Raw genomic sequence first — 15952 nt, 5'->3', positions numbered from 1 at the left:
CTCAGGGCGCGAGGCGGTCGAGGACGGCCTGGTGCAGAAGGCCATTGGTGGCGACCGCATCGCCGCCGTGCGGGCCAGGAGCACCGTTGAGCGAGGTGAAGGAGCCGCCGGCCTCACGGACCAGGATGTCGAGGGCCGCCAGATCCCACAGGGAGACCTCGGGTTCGGTGGCGATATCCACCGCACCCTCGGCGACCAGGCAATAGTTGAGGAAATCGCCGTAGCCGCGCACCCGCCACACCTCATCGGTGAAGTCGATGAACTTCTCGCGCACACCGCGGTCGCGCCAGCCGGACAGGCTGGAGAAGGCCAGGCTGGCGTTGTCGAGATCGGCGACGGCGGAGACGGTGATCGGTTTCGGCGCGCCCGGATGGAAACTCGACCAGGCGCCGGAACCCGCGGCCGCCCACCAGCGGCGGGCCAGCGCCGGTGCGCTCACCACGCCGACCACCGGTACGCCGTCCTCGAGCAGCGCGATGAGCGTCGCCCACACCGGAACGCGGCGCACGAAGTTCTTGGTGCCGTCGATCGGATCGATCACCCACTGGCGGCCCGCGAATTCGGCGTCACCGCCGAACTCCTCGCCGAGCACCGAATCCTGCGGCCGCTCATGCTCGAGGATCCGCCGGATTTCCCGTTCCACCGCGAGATCCGCATCCGACACCGGCGTCAGATCCGGTTTGGCGTCCACCTTCAGGTCGAGCGCCCCGAAACGTTCCTTGGTGATCGCATCGGCGGCATCGGCGAGCCGCAGGGCGAGTTCGAGATCGGAAGTGTGCGCAGCCACCTCCGAACCTTATCCGGTCCTCTGCCGCTGCCCAGCACTGTCACCGTCTCGCGCAGCTTGTGCACAGGCCAACGATCACTGCGGGCTCGTGCCGCCGGGCGGCCGGCCCACGTCGTCCGACCGGCGACCTCTTCGACGCCCTGACACAGAACCAGTGCGATCAGCCCACCGGAACCGACCGGGCCGCCGTCAACGCCGACGCCCACCAGTGCAGCCGGTCCAGCATCGTGCGCGCCGCCCCGGCCGGCTCCTCCGGGTCCCGCAGCTGCCCGTTCTCGTCGAAGAGCAGGTAGTACCGCGGGAACGACACGTATTCGCGCAGCGTGTGCGCGTCGAGCTCGTTGAACACCTGCCGCAGCCCTTCGATGGCCAGCAGCCCGCCGCTGGCTCCGCTGTAGCCGACGAACCCGATGGTCTTGCCCTGCCATTGCGTGAAGTGCCAATCGATGGCCGCCTTGAGCGAGGCGGGGAAGCTGCGGTTGTAGTCGGGCGTGACGATGACGTAGGCGTCGGCCGCCGACAACCGCTCGGTCAATGCCGTCATTCCGGCGGGCCGGTCGGGGTCGGGGTTCATGGCGGGCGGGACGGCGGGCAGTTCGAGCGGGATGTCGTAGTCGGCCAGATCGATGACGTCGACGTCGTAGCCGCCGTGCGCGCGGGCCTGGTCGGCGAACCAGCCGGCCACCACCGGGCCGAACCGTCCGTCCCGGACGCTGCCGATGATCACCGCGAGCTTCAGTGGCGTGGTCATGCCGTTCTCCTTCGGATCGAGGTGCGACCGTGGCGGTCGCTCGTTCATCACTCTGGCCGCTATCGGAAGCCCGATGAAGACCGCGCCGAGGGTGGTAGTGCGAGGGCCACTCTCAGCGCCGGGAAGGTGGTTACGGTGAGTGGGTGAGCACCAATGAGATGGGCCTGTTCCTGCGCACCCGGCGCGAGGCGGTCACTCCCGCGGAGGTCGGGCTGCCGAGCGGGCCGCGTCGGCGCACCCCTGGGCTGCGCCGTTCGGAGCTGGCGACGCTGGCGGGCGTGAGCGTCGAATACCTCACCCGCCTCGAGCAGGGCCGCGACCGCAATCCGTCACCGCCGGTGCTGTCGGCGCTGGCCGACGTCCTGCGCCTCACCGCGAGCGAGCGAGTCCATCTCTATCGGCTCACCAAGGCGGATTCCGGATTCACCTGCATGGGCGGCGCTCAGCCCAACCGAGAGGTGCGGGCGTCCGTGCGCACCATCCTCGACCAGCTGGAACCCACCGCGGCGATCGTGGTCAACCGGCTCACCGAGATCCTGGCCTGCACCGAGGGCTATCGCACCCTGATGCGTGCCTCCGGCCAGCTCGACGAGGAACTGCCCGATCTGGCCGGTTACGCCTTCACCGATCCGCGCGCCAAGCAGTTCTTCCCGGACTGGGATCGGGTCGCCGACTACCTCGTCGCCGCCCTCAAGCAGGGCCCGTTCCGCGCGGATCCGCACATCGACGCCCTCGCCGACCGCCTCACCATCACCGCGGGGGCCGCCTTCACCGACCGCGTCGACACCGTGCCGAACCTGCCACCGGTCACCGGCATCACGCGTATGCAGCATCCCGAGGTGGGCGGGCTGCGGATGGCCTACGAAACCCTCGATCTGCCCGCCGACGACGATCAGCAGCTCATCGTCTACCTGCCCGCCGACGAGGCCACCGCCGCCGCGCTCGACGCCCTCAACGGTCGCCGCCCCGGCGCGTTGCGCGCCGTCTCCGGATAGCCTGCCCTGCGGTTTCACCACGCCGTACCGGCCCGGTAGCCTTGGACATCGTGCATCCCGACGTATCCGCCGATCTCGCCGAACTCGACACCACGCTCAAGACCGTCGAGTCGGTCCTCGACATCGAGGAGCTACGCCGCCGCATCGATGAACTCGAGCACCAGGCGTCCGACCCCGATCTGTGGAACGACCAGGACCACGCCCAGCAGGTCACCAGCGAGCTCTCGCACGCCCAGGGCGAGTTGCGCCGGGTCGAGGAACTGCGGCAGCGGCTGGAAGATCTCCCGGTCCTCTACGAACTGGCCGAAGGCGAGGAAGGCGAGGCGATGACCGCCGCGCTCGCCGAGGCCGACGCCGAACGCGCCGCGCTGCACGCGGACGTCGAGGCGATGGAGGTGCGCACGCTGCTGTCGGGTGAATACGACAAGCGTGAGGCGCTGGTCAACATTCGTTCCGGCGCCGGCGGCGTGGACGCCGCCGACTGGGCCGAGATGCTGATGCGCATGTACATCCGCTGGGCCGACCGGCACAAGTACCCGGTGGAGGTCTACGACACTTCCTACGCCGAAGAGGCGGGCATCAAGAGCGCCACCTTCGCGGTGAAGTCGCCCTATGCCTACGGCACGCTCTCGGTGGAGATGGGTACGCACCGCCTGGTGCGGATCAGCCCGTTCGACAACCAGGGCCGGCGCCAGACCTCGTTCGCCGAGGTCGAGGTGCTGCCGGTGGTGGAGACCACCGACCACATCGAGATCCCCGAGGGCGAGATCCGCGTCGACGTGTACCGCTCATCGGGTCCCGGTGGCCAGAGCGTCAACACCACCGACTCCGCCGTGCGCCTGACCCATATCCCGACCGGCATCGTCGTCACCTGCCAGAACGAGAAATCGCAGCTGCAGAACAAGATTTCGGCGATGCGCGTGCTGCAGGCCAAACTGCTCGAGCGCAAGCGGCAGGAAGAGCGCGCCGAGATGGATGCCCTCAAGACCAACGAGGGCGCGTCCTGGGGCAACCAGATGCGCTCCTACGTGCTGCACCCGTACCAGATGGTCAAGGACCTGCGCACCAACTACGAGGTCAACAATCCCTCCGCGGTGCTCGACGGTGATATCGACGGATTCATCGAGAGCGGGATCCGCTGGAGGATGCGGGAGCAGGCCAACTGATGTTCGCCTCGGGGATCCAGAGTTCGGGGATCCACGCGCTGTCGGTTTCCTCCGACGTCACCCCATGGCTGCGCTCTTCCGGCCTGGAGATCGTGCTGCTGATCTTGGGTGCGGTGCTGTTCAGCCGGTTCGCGACGTTCGTGCGCGACCGCGTCACCCGCAAGATCGACGCCGGTTTCCAGAGCAGCGACGCACTGGTGCGCACCGAGGCGGCCAAGCATCGGCACGCGCTGGCGCAGGTGGTCACCTGGGTGGTGCTGACCATCGTCTATGTGCTGGTCGGCATGGAGGTGTTGCAGCGCCTGGGGTTCGCCGTCACCGGCTTGGTCGCGCCTGCCGCGGTGCTCGGTGCCGCACTCGGTTTCGGCGCCCAGCGCATCGTGCAGGACATCCTCGCCGGGTTCTTCCTGATCACCGAGCGCCAGTACGGGTTCGGTGATGTGGTGCGGATCAACGTCACCGGCGCCGCCGACTCCGCCGAGGGGACCGTCGAAGACGTCACACTGCGGATCACCACCTTGCGTGATGCCGACGGTCAGGTGATCATCGTGCCCAACGGCCAGATTGTGAAAGTCACGAATCTGTCGAAAGATTGGGCTCGTGCGGCGATCGACGTCCCGGTGGCGGCCAGTGCCGATATCAACCGGGTGAACGAGATCCTGCACAAGGTGGGCGAAGAGGCCTACCGCGACCGCAGGCTCGAGCCGCTGCTGCTGGACGAGCCGACGGTCATGGGTGTGGAAGACCTCACGGTCGATCAGATGAACATCCGGATGGTCGCCCGCACCCTGCCGGGTAAGCAATTCGAAGTAGGACGTGAGCTGCGGGTCCGGGTAGCCGCCGCGCTGCGCAGGGAAGGTATCAGTGAGACCGCGTAAATCCACGGCGATCCTGATGGGGAGCTGGGTCGCCACGTTCGTGCTGTATCTGTTCGTCAAACCCGACACGCCCACACCGCCCGCGCCATTGGTGAATACCGTTCCGGCAGCGGTGCATACGACGCCACCGACCCCGTGACCCGCCCGAGGTCGCGGGCCTGAGATCGCCAGGATGGCGGCTCTGACCAGGGCCTGATCGCGCTCGTGAGGCAGCTCACGGGCCCCGGCCATGGGGAGGGCCATGGTTACACTGGCTCCCCGTGATCACGATGCGGAACGTCACGAAGTCGTACAAGACCTCGACGCGACCCGCGCTGGACAACATCACGGTGGATGTGGGCAAGGGCGAGTTCGTCTTCATCATCGGACCGTCCGGCTCGGGCAAATCGACCTTCATGCGGTTGCTGCTCAAAGAGGAAATCCCCACCGCCGGTGAGATCCAGGTGGCCGATTTCCGGGTGGACCGCCTGCCGGGCCGTAAGGTGCCCAAACTGCGGCAGCGGATCGGGTGCGTGTTCCAGGATTTCCGGCTGCTGCAGCAGAAGACGGTCGAGCAGAACGTGGCCTTCGCGCTCGAGGTGATCGGGAAGCGCAGGCAGTTCATCGAGCGCACCGTGCCCGAAGTGCTGGACATGGTGGGGCTCGGCGGTAAGGCCGACCGGCTGCCGGGTGAACTGTCCGGCGGCGAGCAGCAGCGCGTGGCGATCGCGCGCGCGTTCGTCAACCGGCCGCTGGTACTGCTGGCCGACGAGCCGACCGGCAACCTCGATCCGGAGACCAGCGCCGACATCATGGCCCTGCTGGAACGGATCAACCGCACCGGCACCACGGTGCTGATGGCCACCCACGACAACCACATCGTCGACTCGATGCGCCGGCGGGTCATCGAACTCGACCGCGGACGCTTGGTTCGCGACGAGGCCACCGGCGTGTACGGAGTTGATCGATAATGCGGGCGAGTTTCCTGTTCGGCGAGGTTGTCGAAGGCCTGCGCCGCAACGTCACCATGACCATCGCGATGATCCTGACCACGGCGGTCTCGCTCACCATGCTCGGTGGCGGTCTGCTCGCCGTGCGGATCGCGGACAAGACCGAGCAGTACTTCCTGGATCGGCTCGAGGTGCGGTTGTACCTGACCGAAGACGTGTCAGCGACCGATCCGGACTGCTCGCTCGAGCCGTGCTCATCGCTGATGGCCGATCTCAAGGCCACCGAGGGCGTAGAGTCGGTGCAGTTCCTCAACCGGGACGACGCCATCCGTGAGGCCAAGGAGAAGACCTTCAAGGATCAGCCGGAGCTGGCCGAGTACGTGGCCGATACGCCGCTGCCCGCATCGCTGCGGGTGAAGATGGTCGACGCTCAGCTGTATCCGACGATCTACGAGTCGTTCTACGACCGGCCCGGGGTGGGCATGGTGCGCAACGACAAGGACATCGTCGACCGGCTGGTCAGCCTGTTCGACGGGTTGCGCAACGCGGCATTCGGTCTGGCCATCCTGCAAGCCGTGGCGGCACTGCTGTTGATCGCGAACATGGTGCAGATCGCGGCGTTCACCCGGCGCACCGAGGTCGGCATCATGCGGCTGGTCGGTGCCACCCGCTGGTATACCCAGTTGCCGTTCCTGCTGGAGGCGGTGGTGGCGGCGCTGGCCGGTTCGCTGCTCGCGGTGGCCGGTCTGTTCATCGCGCGGCCGCTGGTGGTGGACCGGGCGCTCGGCGACTTGTTCGCGAGCAAGGTCTTTCCCCGCATCACCGGCGACGACATCGCGATGACGGCGTTGATCATCGCGCCGATCGGCGTCGCGTTCGCGGCCGTGACGGCCTACGCCACTTTGCGCTACTACGTGCGCGAATAAACGTGACACCGCGCCGCCGGGCGTAGCAAGCACAGGCCGGTCCACCCGCTGGGTGGACCGGCCTGTTCGCGTCGTGCGCATCCCCGTTTTGTGATACCGCACAACGACTCGGCAACAGATTCGCGAACCCTCGACGCTCTTCTTACTCTGGAGTAAGATAGCCTTACTCAAGAGTAAGATAATGGGACCACCACCCACTCACCCACCCATCCGAGAAAACAGGTGATGATGAGCACTCGAGACAGCGCGACGAAGCGACGTCCGGATTCCGGCCGGAGCCAGGATTCCGCGGTCGGCCTGAACCAACCCAAGCGGGATTGGATGGGCGCGGCGATGCGGGTGATGACGACCCTCACCGGGTCCGAACTCGCCGAGAAGTACAACTTGCGCAAGCCGATCGAGCGGGTCACCTACGAAGGCACCAAGACCGGTTTCCGCACCCTCGGCGCGGCCACCCGCGCGTTCAACAAGGTCGCGGGCGGCGGGCAGCCCAAGCGCCTGGCCACCAACGAGGCCAAGAACAAGGACTACTTCGACCTCACCCCCACCGACGAACAGCAGATGATCGTCGAGACGGTGCGCGAGTTCGCCGCCGAGATCCTGCGTCCGGCCGCACACGACGCCGATGAGGCCGCCGCAGCGCCGAAAGATCTGCTCGGCCGCGCCGCCGAACTCGGCATCACCCTGATCAACGTCCCCGAGGAGCTCGAGGGCGCGGCCAGCGAGCGCGGCGCCGTCACCAACTCGATGGTCGCCGAGGCCCTCGCGCACGGCGATATGGGCCTGGCGCTGCCGATCCTCGCGCCGAGCGGCGTCGCGGTGGCGCTGTCGCAGTGGGGCACCGACGCGCAGCAGCAGACCTACCTGCCGGCCTTCACCGGCGAGAACGTGCCGCAGGCCTCGGTGGTGATCAGCGAGCCGCGCGCCCTGTTCGACCCCTTCGCCCTGCAGACCAAGGCCGTGCGCTCCCCGAGCGGCTACCGCCTCTCCGGGGTGAAGAGCCTGGTCCCGGCCGCCGCCGACGCCGAGCTGTTCATCGTCGGCGCCGAACTCGACGGGCGCCCCGCGCTGTTCATCGTCGAGTCCGACGCGCAGGGCCTGGTGGTGGAAGCCGACCCGAGCATGGGTCTGCGGGCCGCGGGCCTCGGCCGGCTCATTCTCGACAACGTCGCCGTCGGCACCGACGCCCTGCTCGGCGACGGTGACAGCAAGCAGCACGCCGAGGACTACGCCGACGCCGTGCGCCTGGCCCGCCTCGGCTGGGCCTCGCTGGCCGTCGGCACCGGCCAGGCCGTGCTCGACTACGTGATCCCCTACGTCAACGAGCGTGAAGCGTTCGGCGAGCCGATCTCGCACCGGCAGGCGGTCGCGTTCATGGTCGCCAATATCGCCATCGAACTCGACGGTCTGCGGCTGGTGACGCTGCGTGGCGCTTCCCGCGCCGAACAGGGGCTGTCCTTCGCCCGCGAGGCGGCGCTGGCCAAGAAGCTGGCCACCGACAAGGGCATGCAGTTCGGCCTGGACGGCGTGCAGTTGCTCGGCGGCCACGGCTACACCAAGGAGCACCCGGTCGAGCGCTGGTACCGCGATCTGCGCGGCATCGGCGTCGCCGAAGGTGTCGTGCTCGTCTGACCGGCCCGTTCGTTACTTCAGGAGATTCCAACCATGATCAATCTCGAACTCCCCAAGAAGCTGCGGGCCAGCGCCAACCAGGCGCATCAGGTCGCCGCGCAGATCTTCCGCCCCATCTCGCGTAAATACGATCTCGCCGAGCACGAGTACCCGGTCGAGCTCGACACCATGGCCGCCATGGTCGAGGGCCTCGCCGACTCCGGCACCCAGAAGATCGGCGGCGCCGCGGGCGGCCGCGAGGACGACAGCGACGCGCACGCCACCGAGCTGCTCGGAAACACCAACGGCGGCAATATGTCCGCCCTGCTCAACGCCCTCGAGACCTCGTGGGGCGACGTCGGCCTGATGCTGTCGATCCCCTACCAGGGCCTCGGCAATGCCGCCATCGCGGCCGTCGCCACCGATGAGCAGCTCAAGCGGTTCGGCAAGGTGTGGGCCTCCATGGCCATCACCGAGCCGTCCTTCGGCTCCGACTCCGCGGCCGTCACCACCACCGCCGTGCTCGACGGCGACGAGTGGGTCCTCAACGGCGAGAAGATCTTCGTCACCGCCGGTGAGCGCTCCACCCACATCGTGGTGTGGGCCTCGGTCGACCGCAGCCTCGGCCGCGCGGCCATCAAGTCGTTCGTCGTGCCGCGGGACGCTCCCGGCCTGTCGGTGGCGCGGCTCGAGCACAAGCTCGGCATCAAGGCCTCCGACACCGCCGTGCTGCTGCTGCAGGACTGCCGCATCCCGAAGGACAACATCCTCGGCAGCCCGGAAGTCAACGTGGAGAAGGGCTTTGCCGGGGTCATGCAGACCTTCGACAACACCCGTCCCCTCGTCGCCGCCATGGCCGTCGGCGTGGCCCGCGCCGCCCTCGAAGAGCTGCGTGTGGTCCTGAAGGACGCGGGCATCGAACCGTCCTACGACATCCCCGCCAACAACCAGCCCGCCGCGGCCGCCGAATTCCTGCGCATGGAAGCCGATTACGAATCGGCCTACCTGCTGGCGCTGCGCGCGGCCTGGATGGCCGACAACAAGAAGCCCAACTCCCTCGAGGCTTCGATGTCCAAGGCCAAGGCCGGCCGCACCGGCACCGACGTCACCCTCAAGGCCGTCGAGCTCGCCGGCCCGCTCGGCTACTCGCAGCGCACCCTGCTGGAGAAGTGGGGCCGTGACTCGAAGATTCTGGACATCTTCGAAGGCACCCAGCAGATTCAGCAGCTGATCGTCGCGCGGCGGGTGCTGGGGAAGACCAGTGCTGAGCTGAAGTAAGTGGACGAAAAGTAGAACCGGTGCGGGTCGGCGCTTTCCGATCCGCACCGGTTCTTTTGTCTTCGGTGGTGACCGCATCTGCGGGACAAGATGGAACCGATCGGGGGCTTCGCACGTCCAAGTACGTGAAGTGGACAAATCGTCCACCGTCCGCGCACCATGTCGAGGAACATCGCATGGTGAACGATAGGGAGCGTTGGTGGCCGAAGACCTACAAGTAAAGCCCGGGGACCTGGACCGATTCGCGACCGTCATGCGTGATCTGGCCTCGGACTCCGACAGTGCCAAGCAGTACGTCACGAAGTGGTTCAACATCTCTGGCGACGACGCTCGGATATTCGCGCACGTGGCCGGCATCGCCGAACAGGTCAGGCAGAATCTGGAGGCCAATTACGACAAGCTGCGCCAACTCGCCGAGGCATCCGCGACCGAGCTCACCAAGAGCGCCGAAATGTATCGCACCAGCGATCTGGCGACGGCCAAGCGCCTCGACAGCACCTACGGCGAAGGGCAGTGATGGCGCGCCCTGGCGAAACACTGAAGGAACCCACGGCCGAAGACCCGATGCCCGGGTGGATCCCCTATTTCATCGGCGGAAACTTCGTCTCCCCTGCGTACTACCTCAATGAGGCGTCCAAAACCCTGCTGGGAGTCGACGTCTTCGGCTGGGCGTCGCAACAGGTGGCAGGTGATTGGGAGGCCGTGAAGAAGGCTTCCGGAGCAGCGGGAAATCTGGCCGCCTTCAACACCTCTTTCCACGACACGCTGAAGGCGGACTGGCAGAACACCGTCGAGAGCACCTGGCGAGGCAACGCCGCCGATGACGCGCGCAGCTACTTTCACGGGCTGGCCGGATCCGTCGAGTTCCAGGTGCGCTCACTCCAAGAGATCGAGCGCACGCTCAACAACATCAGCAACGCGATGGTCAATCTCGGCCGAGTGCTCGGCGATCTGCTCCAGGGACTCGCCGATCTGATCATCATGTGGCTGGCCAAAATGGCGGCGGCGGCAATCCAATCGTCGGCTGTCATCACCGCGCCGACGGCGGCGGCGACCTACGCTGCCGCGGCGGCCGACGCCGTGCGGATCGTCGCGAAGTATCAGCAGATGGTCAACGCGGCCGGTACCACATTCAAGGTCGTCGTCGGGCTCGGCGCGACGGCGCTTCAGCTGTCCAGCCGCCCGGTAGACGAACTCCCGGCGCTGCCGTCACCGTCCTACGATCACCCCGGAGCTTGACCTGATGCACCAGCAGCCCGACCCCACCTACGATGTCGCCGGGGCAGACCTCGGTGCGTCGCGCCAGCTGCGCAAGTCATTGGAAGCCCTGCGGTCCGCGGCACCCGGCGCCGACGTCCGCAAGCAACTCGATGACGTCATCGCGGGCCGCGTGAGCATGCGGGAATTCGGCCGGTCCGACGCGTTCGCCGGCATCCTCGACCGGGTGCTGACCCCGCAGGCGATGAACAAGTTGAGCACCCTGTCACCGGCCGAGCTGGAGGCCATGGCCGAACAGGGCCGCGCCGAGCAAGCACGGCTGCGGGCCGAGCCAACCTCAACCATCGCCCCGTCCGTGAACGATTCTGCGCCAACACAAGACGCACCGCCGTCACACCACACACCGAGTTCGCCGCGGACAGTGCAGCTGCATCCCGGTACCCGGAAACCCAACCGGGAGCAGATTGTCACCCCGGACGAACCGGACGAGGACGACCTGTACTTCCAGGAGCGCCGACAGCGCGGTTGGCTGGTGTGATGGCGACCTACCCGACCGAACGAATCGACGTCGCGGTCCCGGTTCAGCTTCGCTACGGGATGGAAACCGTCTCCGACATGCTGCGGATGTCGAACTCCCGCGAATGGCGGGATCTGTTCTCACTGGAACTCCGGCAGCCGCTGCCGGATGTCTGCAGCGAACACGGACGATCCGCCGTCGACCACTGGAAAAAGGTCATCACCTTCCGCCGAACGTCGCGCGGGGTCGAGCAGCAGGGTCTCGGCGTCACACTGCGCGGACTCGGTGCCGACTTGTTCAAGCTCGGCATCAACATTCCTCCGGTCGCCGGAGATGTGCACGGCACGTGGCCCGTCTGCGCGGCATGCGTCCGGCGCACGACGCTGTTGCGATGGCTTGCTCGCATCGTGATCATCATCGGCCTCCCCCTCCTGCCCGCCCTGTTCATCGCCAACCAACTCGGGGTCGACCGTATCCACCCCGCGTGGGTCGCGGCATTCTTCCCCGGCTGGTGCCCGCTCGGCTTGTTCATCGCCATGCTCGTGTATCAGGCCGCAGCGCAATTCATCCGGATCGGCCCGATCGAGAACCCCGACTCGATCACCATCCGCGCTCACCCCGACTTCGCGGCAGCGGTAGCGGAGCAGCGTGGTTGACCTCGCTGCGGGCGCCTGATCCGCCTCGACATTCCAGAGGCCCGCGATACCCGGCGGCTGTATCGACGGTGCGTTTTCGGACGTGGTCGCCCACGACTTCGACCGCTCTCTCGGCTGCGGCTCTGGCCTTTGATCGTGCTCACCTCTCCGTGAGACCGCGTGAGCGCGACCGCACGACGCGGTCCGGCGCCAACCCGTGCGCGGCGAATTCGCACGCGGGGGCGGGCACCGGCTCGCCCGGGTCCGGCTCATCCAGCCGCGTGAGAATCCACTGCCGCACTCCCCGCAACTGCCCGATGAGCTCATCCACTTCGGCCAGTTTCCTGCGATACACCTCCGCCGAGGCGGGGCACGAATCGCCGGATGGGTTGCCCGCTTGCAGGCATTCGACGAAGGGGCGGATCTCCTCCAGCTCGAAACCACACTCCTGCAAGGTGCGGATCTGGCGTACGACGCGGTAGTCGTCCTCGCTGTAGACGCGGTAGCCGCTGGCGTCGCGGCTCGAGCGCAGCAGGCCGCGCGATTCGTAGTAGCGCAGGGCGCGTGTGGTGGTCGACGCGCGTTCGGCCAATTCCCCGATCCGCATCCCGGTCCTTTCCGATCCGCGCGGGTGCGCGGTCACCGGTGACAACCGGCCGCGCCCGGATCTTCATCCGGGGAACCGTTCAGGTCAGGTGCTTGCGCAGAACTTCCTGGTGGGTCGGGCGGGCGGCGTCGAGGCGTTCGCGGCCGGCGGCGGTGAGTTTCAGGAAATTGGCGCGGCGGTCGAAGTCGCAGGTGGCGCGGACGACGAGCCCGGCCTTCTCCAGCCTGGTCACGGTGCGCGAGAGCGCGCTCTGGCTCAGGTACATCTCGGTCTCGATGTCTTTCATCTTGACCTTCTCCGCCTGCGCTTCGCCGCAGCGTCCGCCGAGGACCTGGAGCAGCTCGAACTCGCTGAGGCCGAGCTGATGCTGTGCCTGAAGCGCGCTCTCCAGCTCACAGGACGTGCCGTGGTAGAGGCGGAGCGTTTCGGACCACTTCGCGCAGACATCTTTGTCGGTGTCGTGGTACATGAGCCGAGGTTACCATGTCAAGGCATTTTATGCACGTGCATTACATGTGTTGACATTCAATGCGTGTGCATTTAAGTTACCTTCCGTGACCACGACAACGGCACCCCAGAACCTCACTGCTCCTACTACTTCCGAACCAACCGCGAGTGGTTGGGGGCCCAAGCTGTGGGCCATTCTGTTCGTCGCCGGTCTGGCGATGTTCCTCGACGCGCTCGACGTCTCCATGGTCGGCGTCGCACTCCCCTCGATCGGCGAAGACCTGGGCCTGGACACCTCTGCGCTGCAGTGGATCGTCAACGGCTACATCCTCGGCTACGGCGGATTGCTGCTGCTCGGCGGACGAGCCGCCGACCTGCTGGGCCGGCGACAGGTCTTCCTGACGGCTCTGGTGGTCTTCGGAATCGCCTCGTTGATCGGCGGCCTCGTCGATGACGGCGCGTTGCTGATCGCCACCCGCATCATCAAGGGCGTCGCCGCCGCCTTCACCGCGCCGGCCGCGCTGTCCATCATCACGACCACATTCAAGGAAGGCCCCGACCGCAACCGGGCCCTGTCGATCTTCACCATCTTCGGCGCCACCGGCTACGCCTCCGGCCTGATCGTGTCCGGCCTGCTCACCGGCATCGACTGGCGGCTGACCTTCTACATGCCGGTCGTCGTCGTCGCGATCGTCACGGTCACGGCTTACTTCGTCATTCCGCGCAACGTCGAAAAGGAAGAGGGCCGTATCGATTTCACCGGGGCGGTGCTGCTGACCGGCGGCATGCTCGCGGCGGTCTACACGATCGTCACGGCGCCGGAGACCGGCTTCACCCCCACCGTCATCGCGACCACCATCCTCGCCGTCGGCCTGCTGTCCACGTTCTTCGTGGTGGAGAACCGGGTGAGTCACCCGCTGGTGCGGCTGAGCATCTTCAAGGTGAAGTCGATCGTGCGGGCGAACCTGGCCGCGCTGGCGATCTTCGGCTCCTACCTGAGCTTCCAGACGATCGTGTCGCTGTACCTGCAGAACACCCTGGAGTGGGAGCCGCTGCAGATGGCGCTGGCGATGGCCCCGACCGGCATCATCGTCGCGATCCTGTCGCCGATCGCGGGCAACTTCATCGACCGCTTCGGCACCACCCCGATGATCCTGGCCGCCCTCACCTCGTTCGTGGCCGGCTACGTGTGGTTCCTGACCCGCGGCGGCAGCGCCGACCCGAACTACGCCGTGGATTACCTGCCCGCGTTCCTGCTGCTCGGCCTCGGCTTCGCACTCGGGTTCTCGGCGGTGATGGTGCAGGCCACCGAGGGCATCGCCGACCATGAGCAGGGTCTGGCCTCTGGTCTGGTGCAGACCTCGTTCCAGATCGGCGGCGCGGTCGTGCTTGCCATCGCGACCGGTCTGATCAGCGACGCCGCCACCGACGGCATCGCAGGCTACCGGCCCGGGCTGTACCTGGTCACCGCGGTCGCCGTGATCGGCCTGATCGCCTCCGCCTCGGCCGTGCTGGCCCGCAAGCAGGCGGTCGCCGAGCTCGCCTAAGCGGAACCGACAATCGAATACGACCGTGGGGTCGCCGATTCGGCGGCCCCACGGTCGTGTATTCGGGCGGGCACCGTTCTCGAACGCACCCCCGGCACGTGACCATCGACATACCAGGTCGCGAGGCCGGCGCCGTGACCTCATGGGTTACCTCGGCGTAAGCATCTCCACCGAAAAGTACGTACTTGCCGGGCCGTTCAGTGGATTCGAGACTCGCAGGGCACCGATGAGGACGAGACCTCACCGCCGGATGATCGGAGATCACATGCCTGAATCCACTCCCGTCACGGTCCTGGGCTGGGCTCGATGGGCAGCGCGCTCGCCGCGGCACTGCTCGCGGCAGGGCATCCGACCACGGTGTGGAACCGGAGTCCGGAGCGGGCAGCGGCGCTGGTGGCGTCCGGCGCGATTCAGCGTCTGCCGATCGCGGAGGCGGTGGCCGACAACCACGTGATCGTCTCGTGCCTCAGCACTTTCGCGGCCACCAGCGAAGCCCTCGCCGAGGCCGGCCTGCACGACCGGGATCTCATCACGCTGAACAGCGGAACTCCCGCGCAGGCGCGCGGATTCGCGCAGTGGGCGACCGAACGCGGGGCGCGATACCTCGGTGGCGCGATCAAGAACGTCCCGTCCGCGGTGGGCGACCCGGACACGCTGCTGTACTTCAGCGGTGACCGGGCCGTTTTCGACGAGCATGCCGGGCTCTTGCGCGTGTTCGGCGGCGAGGTCGAATTCCTCGGTGCGGAACCGGATCTCGCCGCCCTCTACGAGGCGGCCGTGGGCGCGACGCTGCTTCCCGCCCTCCTCGGGTTCCTCGAGGGAGCAGCGATACTGGCCGCGCGCGGACGCGAGGCGCGGACGATGGTCGGCTATTCGGTCAAGTGGTTGCAGATGATCGAGTCGATTCTTCCGGTCGTCGCCGAGGAGATCGACAGTCGCGATTACACCCGCCTCGGCGCCTCGGTCGAGGTGTTCCACCATGCGATCGATCAGGATCGCCAGATCAGCGCCGAATCGGGCGTCGATATGTCCTGGCACGAGCCGATGCATGAGCTGCTGCGGCGAGCGATCGCCGACGGAAGGAGCAGCCAGAGCATCACCACCCTCATCGAATTGCTGACCGACCATCGCTGACCTGCCCGCCGCCGTGCCGGTGGTGACATCCGGCCTTCCGGTGCGGACGAACACTCGCCCCGCGGTTCAGCCGAGCTGCTTGAGGTTCTTCATCGTGAAGCGTGAATTGACCCGCCCGATCTTCGGGATCGTCATCACCCGGGTGCGCAGGAACACCTCGTAGGAATCCAGATCCGCGACGGCGACGCGGGCGAAATAGTCGGGGGTGCCGAACAACCGGCGCAGCTCCTTGACCTCGTCGAGCCCGGTCATCGTCGCCTCGAAGCGGGCGACGGTTTCCGCGTCCTGGCCTTCCAGAGTGAGATCGAGCAGTACCTCGAAGGCCCGGCCGACCGAGGCCGGGTCGATGACGGCACGGTATCCGCGGATGACACCCTCGGATTCGAGCCGCTGCACGCGCCGCAGACAGGGCCCCGGGGTGAGGCCGACGCGCCCGGCGAGCTCGACATTGGTCAGCCGCCCCTCGGCCTCCAGCTCAGCGATGATTGCGCGATCAAGCGAATCCATGCATTCATATTGCGCAGAG

The 15952-nt window shown here is 67.0% G+C and carries 19 protein-coding genes; 14 read left to right on the top strand and 5 right to left on the bottom strand.

The window, feature by feature from the left end:
• Position 1: 1 nt before the first annotated feature.
• Positions 2–787, bottom strand: coding sequence for a histidinol-phosphatase (hisN, locus tag GV790_RS01675; RefSeq protein ID WP_163809657.1), 786 nt, complete (start codon positions 785–787; stop codon positions 2–4).
• Positions 788–947: 160 nt separating this feature from the next.
• Complete coding sequence (locus GV790_RS01670; protein WP_163809654.1) at positions 948–1538, bottom strand: NADPH-dependent FMN reductase; 591 nt, start codon at positions 1536–1538, stop codon at positions 948–950.
• Positions 1539–1681: 143 nt separating this feature from the next.
• On the opposite strand from GV790_RS01670, the gene GV790_RS01665 reads away from it, so the two are divergent.
• The 12 genes from GV790_RS01665 (at position 1682) to GV790_RS01610 (ending at position 11712) form a co-directional block, all read left to right on the top strand.
• A complete protein-coding gene (locus GV790_RS01665) occupies positions 1682–2533 on the top strand; it encodes a helix-turn-helix domain-containing protein (RefSeq protein WP_163809652.1) in 852 nt (283 codons plus the stop codon).
• 50 nt (positions 2534–2583) lie between these two features.
• Positions 2584–3699 (top strand): peptide chain release factor 2, encoded by a 1116-nt coding sequence (gene prfB / locus GV790_RS01660; RefSeq protein WP_163809649.1) that lies wholly within the window; start codon positions 2584–2586, stop codon positions 3697–3699.
• Complete coding sequence (locus GV790_RS01655; protein ID WP_163809647.1) at positions 3699–4577, top strand: mechanosensitive ion channel family protein; 879 nt, start codon at positions 3699–3701, stop codon at positions 4575–4577. The genes prfB and GV790_RS01655 overlap by 1 nt, the downstream gene beginning before the upstream one ends.
• Positions 4564–4716, top strand: coding sequence for a hypothetical protein (locus GV790_RS01650; protein ID WP_163809115.1), 153 nt, complete (start codon positions 4564–4566; stop codon positions 4714–4716). Before GV790_RS01655 ends, GV790_RS01650 begins: the two co-directional genes overlap by 14 nt.
• A 121-nt stretch (positions 4717–4837) precedes the next feature.
• Positions 4838–5527, top strand: coding sequence for a cell division ATP-binding protein FtsE (gene ftsE, locus GV790_RS01645; protein WP_163809645.1), 690 nt, complete (start codon positions 4838–4840; stop codon positions 5525–5527).
• The gene (gene ftsX / locus GV790_RS01640; RefSeq protein ID WP_163809643.1) at positions 5527–6432 is read left to right on the top strand and encodes a permease-like cell division protein FtsX; all 906 of its coding nucleotides are present in this window, start codon (positions 5527–5529) and stop codon (positions 6430–6432) included. The genes ftsE and ftsX overlap by 1 nt, the downstream gene beginning before the upstream one ends.
• A gap of 222 nt (positions 6433–6654) precedes the next feature.
• The gene (locus GV790_RS01635) at positions 6655–8064 is read left to right on the top strand and encodes an acyl-CoA dehydrogenase family protein (RefSeq protein WP_375139357.1); all 1410 of its coding nucleotides are present in this window, start codon (positions 6655–6657) and stop codon (positions 8062–8064) included.
• Between the two features lie 33 nt (positions 8065–8097).
• Positions 8098–9321 (top strand): acyl-CoA dehydrogenase family protein, encoded by a 1224-nt coding sequence (locus GV790_RS01630; protein WP_163809639.1) that lies wholly within the window; start codon positions 8098–8100, stop codon positions 9319–9321.
• 199 nt (positions 9322–9520) lie between these two features.
• Positions 9521–9838: a type VII secretion target gene (locus GV790_RS01625; RefSeq protein WP_163809636.1), complete on the top strand. Its 318-nt coding sequence runs from the start codon at positions 9521–9523 to the stop codon at positions 9836–9838.
• A gap of 47 nt (positions 9839–9885) precedes the next feature.
• Complete coding sequence (locus GV790_RS01620; RefSeq protein ID WP_163809634.1) at positions 9886–10560, top strand: WXG100 family type VII secretion target; 675 nt, start codon at positions 9886–9888, stop codon at positions 10558–10560.
• Positions 10561–10564: 4 nt separating this feature from the next.
• Positions 10565–11077, top strand: coding sequence for a hypothetical protein (locus GV790_RS01615; RefSeq protein ID WP_163809632.1), 513 nt, complete (start codon positions 10565–10567; stop codon positions 11075–11077).
• Positions 11077–11712, top strand: a complete 636-nt coding sequence (locus GV790_RS01610) for a hypothetical protein (protein ID WP_163809631.1) — start codon at positions 11077–11079, stop codon at positions 11710–11712. The genes GV790_RS01615 and GV790_RS01610 overlap by 1 nt, the downstream gene beginning before the upstream one ends.
• 139 nt (positions 11713–11851) lie before the next feature.
• Here GV790_RS01610 and GV790_RS01605 read toward each other — a convergent pair whose 3' ends face one another.
• A complete protein-coding gene (locus GV790_RS01605; protein WP_163809629.1) occupies positions 11852–12298 on the bottom strand; it encodes a MerR family transcriptional regulator in 447 nt (148 codons plus the stop codon).
• 79 nt (positions 12299–12377) lie between these two features.
• On the bottom strand, positions 12378–12767 hold the full coding sequence (locus GV790_RS01600; RefSeq protein ID WP_163809627.1) for a MarR family winged helix-turn-helix transcriptional regulator: 390 nt from the start codon (positions 12765–12767) through the stop codon (positions 12378–12380).
• Between the two features lie 196 nt (positions 12768–12963).
• Here GV790_RS01600 and GV790_RS01595 point away from each other — a divergent pair, with 196 nt between their 5' ends.
• Positions 12964–14292 carry an MFS transporter gene (locus GV790_RS01595; RefSeq protein WP_138456816.1) on the top strand — a complete coding sequence of 443 codons (1329 nt, stop codon included), beginning with the start codon at positions 12964–12966 and terminating at the stop codon, positions 14290–14292.
• A 306-nt stretch (positions 14293–14598) separates the two neighbouring features.
• Positions 14599–15426, top strand: coding sequence for an imine reductase family protein (locus tag GV790_RS01590; protein ID WP_175585767.1), 828 nt, complete (start codon positions 14599–14601; stop codon positions 15424–15426).
• Between the two features lie 66 nt (positions 15427–15492).
• Here GV790_RS01590 and GV790_RS01585 read toward each other — a convergent pair whose 3' ends face one another.
• On the bottom strand, positions 15493–15933 hold the full coding sequence (locus GV790_RS01585; protein ID WP_163809624.1) for an Lrp/AsnC family transcriptional regulator: 441 nt from the start codon (positions 15931–15933) through the stop codon (positions 15493–15495).
• Between the last annotated feature and the right edge of the window lie 19 nt (positions 15934–15952).

Source organism: Nocardia cyriacigeorgica (genome assembly GCF_010858045.1).
Taxonomy (GTDB): Bacteria; Actinomycetota; Actinomycetes; order Mycobacteriales; family Mycobacteriaceae; genus Nocardia; species Nocardia cyriacigeorgica_E.
This window is presented reverse-complemented; position numbering and strand designations above follow the sequence as displayed.

Bases quoted from the DNA above. Each gene is read 5' to 3' on its own strand.
- GV790_RS01610 (WP_163809631.1), top strand. From the start codon at position 11,077: ATGGCGACCTACCCGACCGAACGAATCGACGTCGCGGTCCCGGTTCAG.
- ftsX (WP_163809643.1), top strand. From the start codon at position 5,527: ATGCGGGCGAGTTTCCTGTTCGGCGAGGTTGTCGAAGGCCTGCGCCGC.
- GV790_RS01595 (WP_138456816.1), top strand. From the start codon at position 12,964: ATGTTCCTCGACGCGCTCGACGTCTCCATGGTCGGCGTCGCACTCCCC.
- GV790_RS01670 (WP_163809654.1), bottom strand. From the start codon at position 1,538: ATGACCACGCCACTGAAGCTCGCGGTGATCATCGGCAGCGTCCGGGAC.
- GV790_RS01655 (WP_163809647.1), top strand. From the start codon at position 3,699: ATGTTCGCCTCGGGGATCCAGAGTTCGGGGATCCACGCGCTGTCGGTT.
- GV790_RS01620 (WP_163809634.1), top strand. From the start codon at position 9,886: ATGCCCGGGTGGATCCCCTATTTCATCGGCGGAAACTTCGTCTCCCCT.
- GV790_RS01590 (WP_175585767.1), top strand. From the start codon at position 14,599: ATGGGCAGCGCGCTCGCCGCGGCACTGCTCGCGGCAGGGCATCCGACC.
- GV790_RS01605 (WP_163809629.1), bottom strand. From the start codon at position 12,298: ATGCGGATCGGGGAATTGGCCGAACGCGCGTCGACCACCACACGCGCC.
- GV790_RS01600 (WP_163809627.1), bottom strand. From the start codon at position 12,767: ATGTACCACGACACCGACAAAGATGTCTGCGCGAAGTGGTCCGAAACG.
- GV790_RS01615 (WP_163809632.1), top strand. From the start codon at position 10,565: ATGCACCAGCAGCCCGACCCCACCTACGATGTCGCCGGGGCAGACCTC.
- GV790_RS01630 (WP_163809639.1), top strand. From the start codon at position 8,098: ATGATCAATCTCGAACTCCCCAAGAAGCTGCGGGCCAGCGCCAACCAG.
- GV790_RS01585 (WP_163809624.1), bottom strand. From the start codon at position 15,933: ATGGATTCGCTTGATCGCGCAATCATCGCTGAGCTGGAGGCCGAGGGG.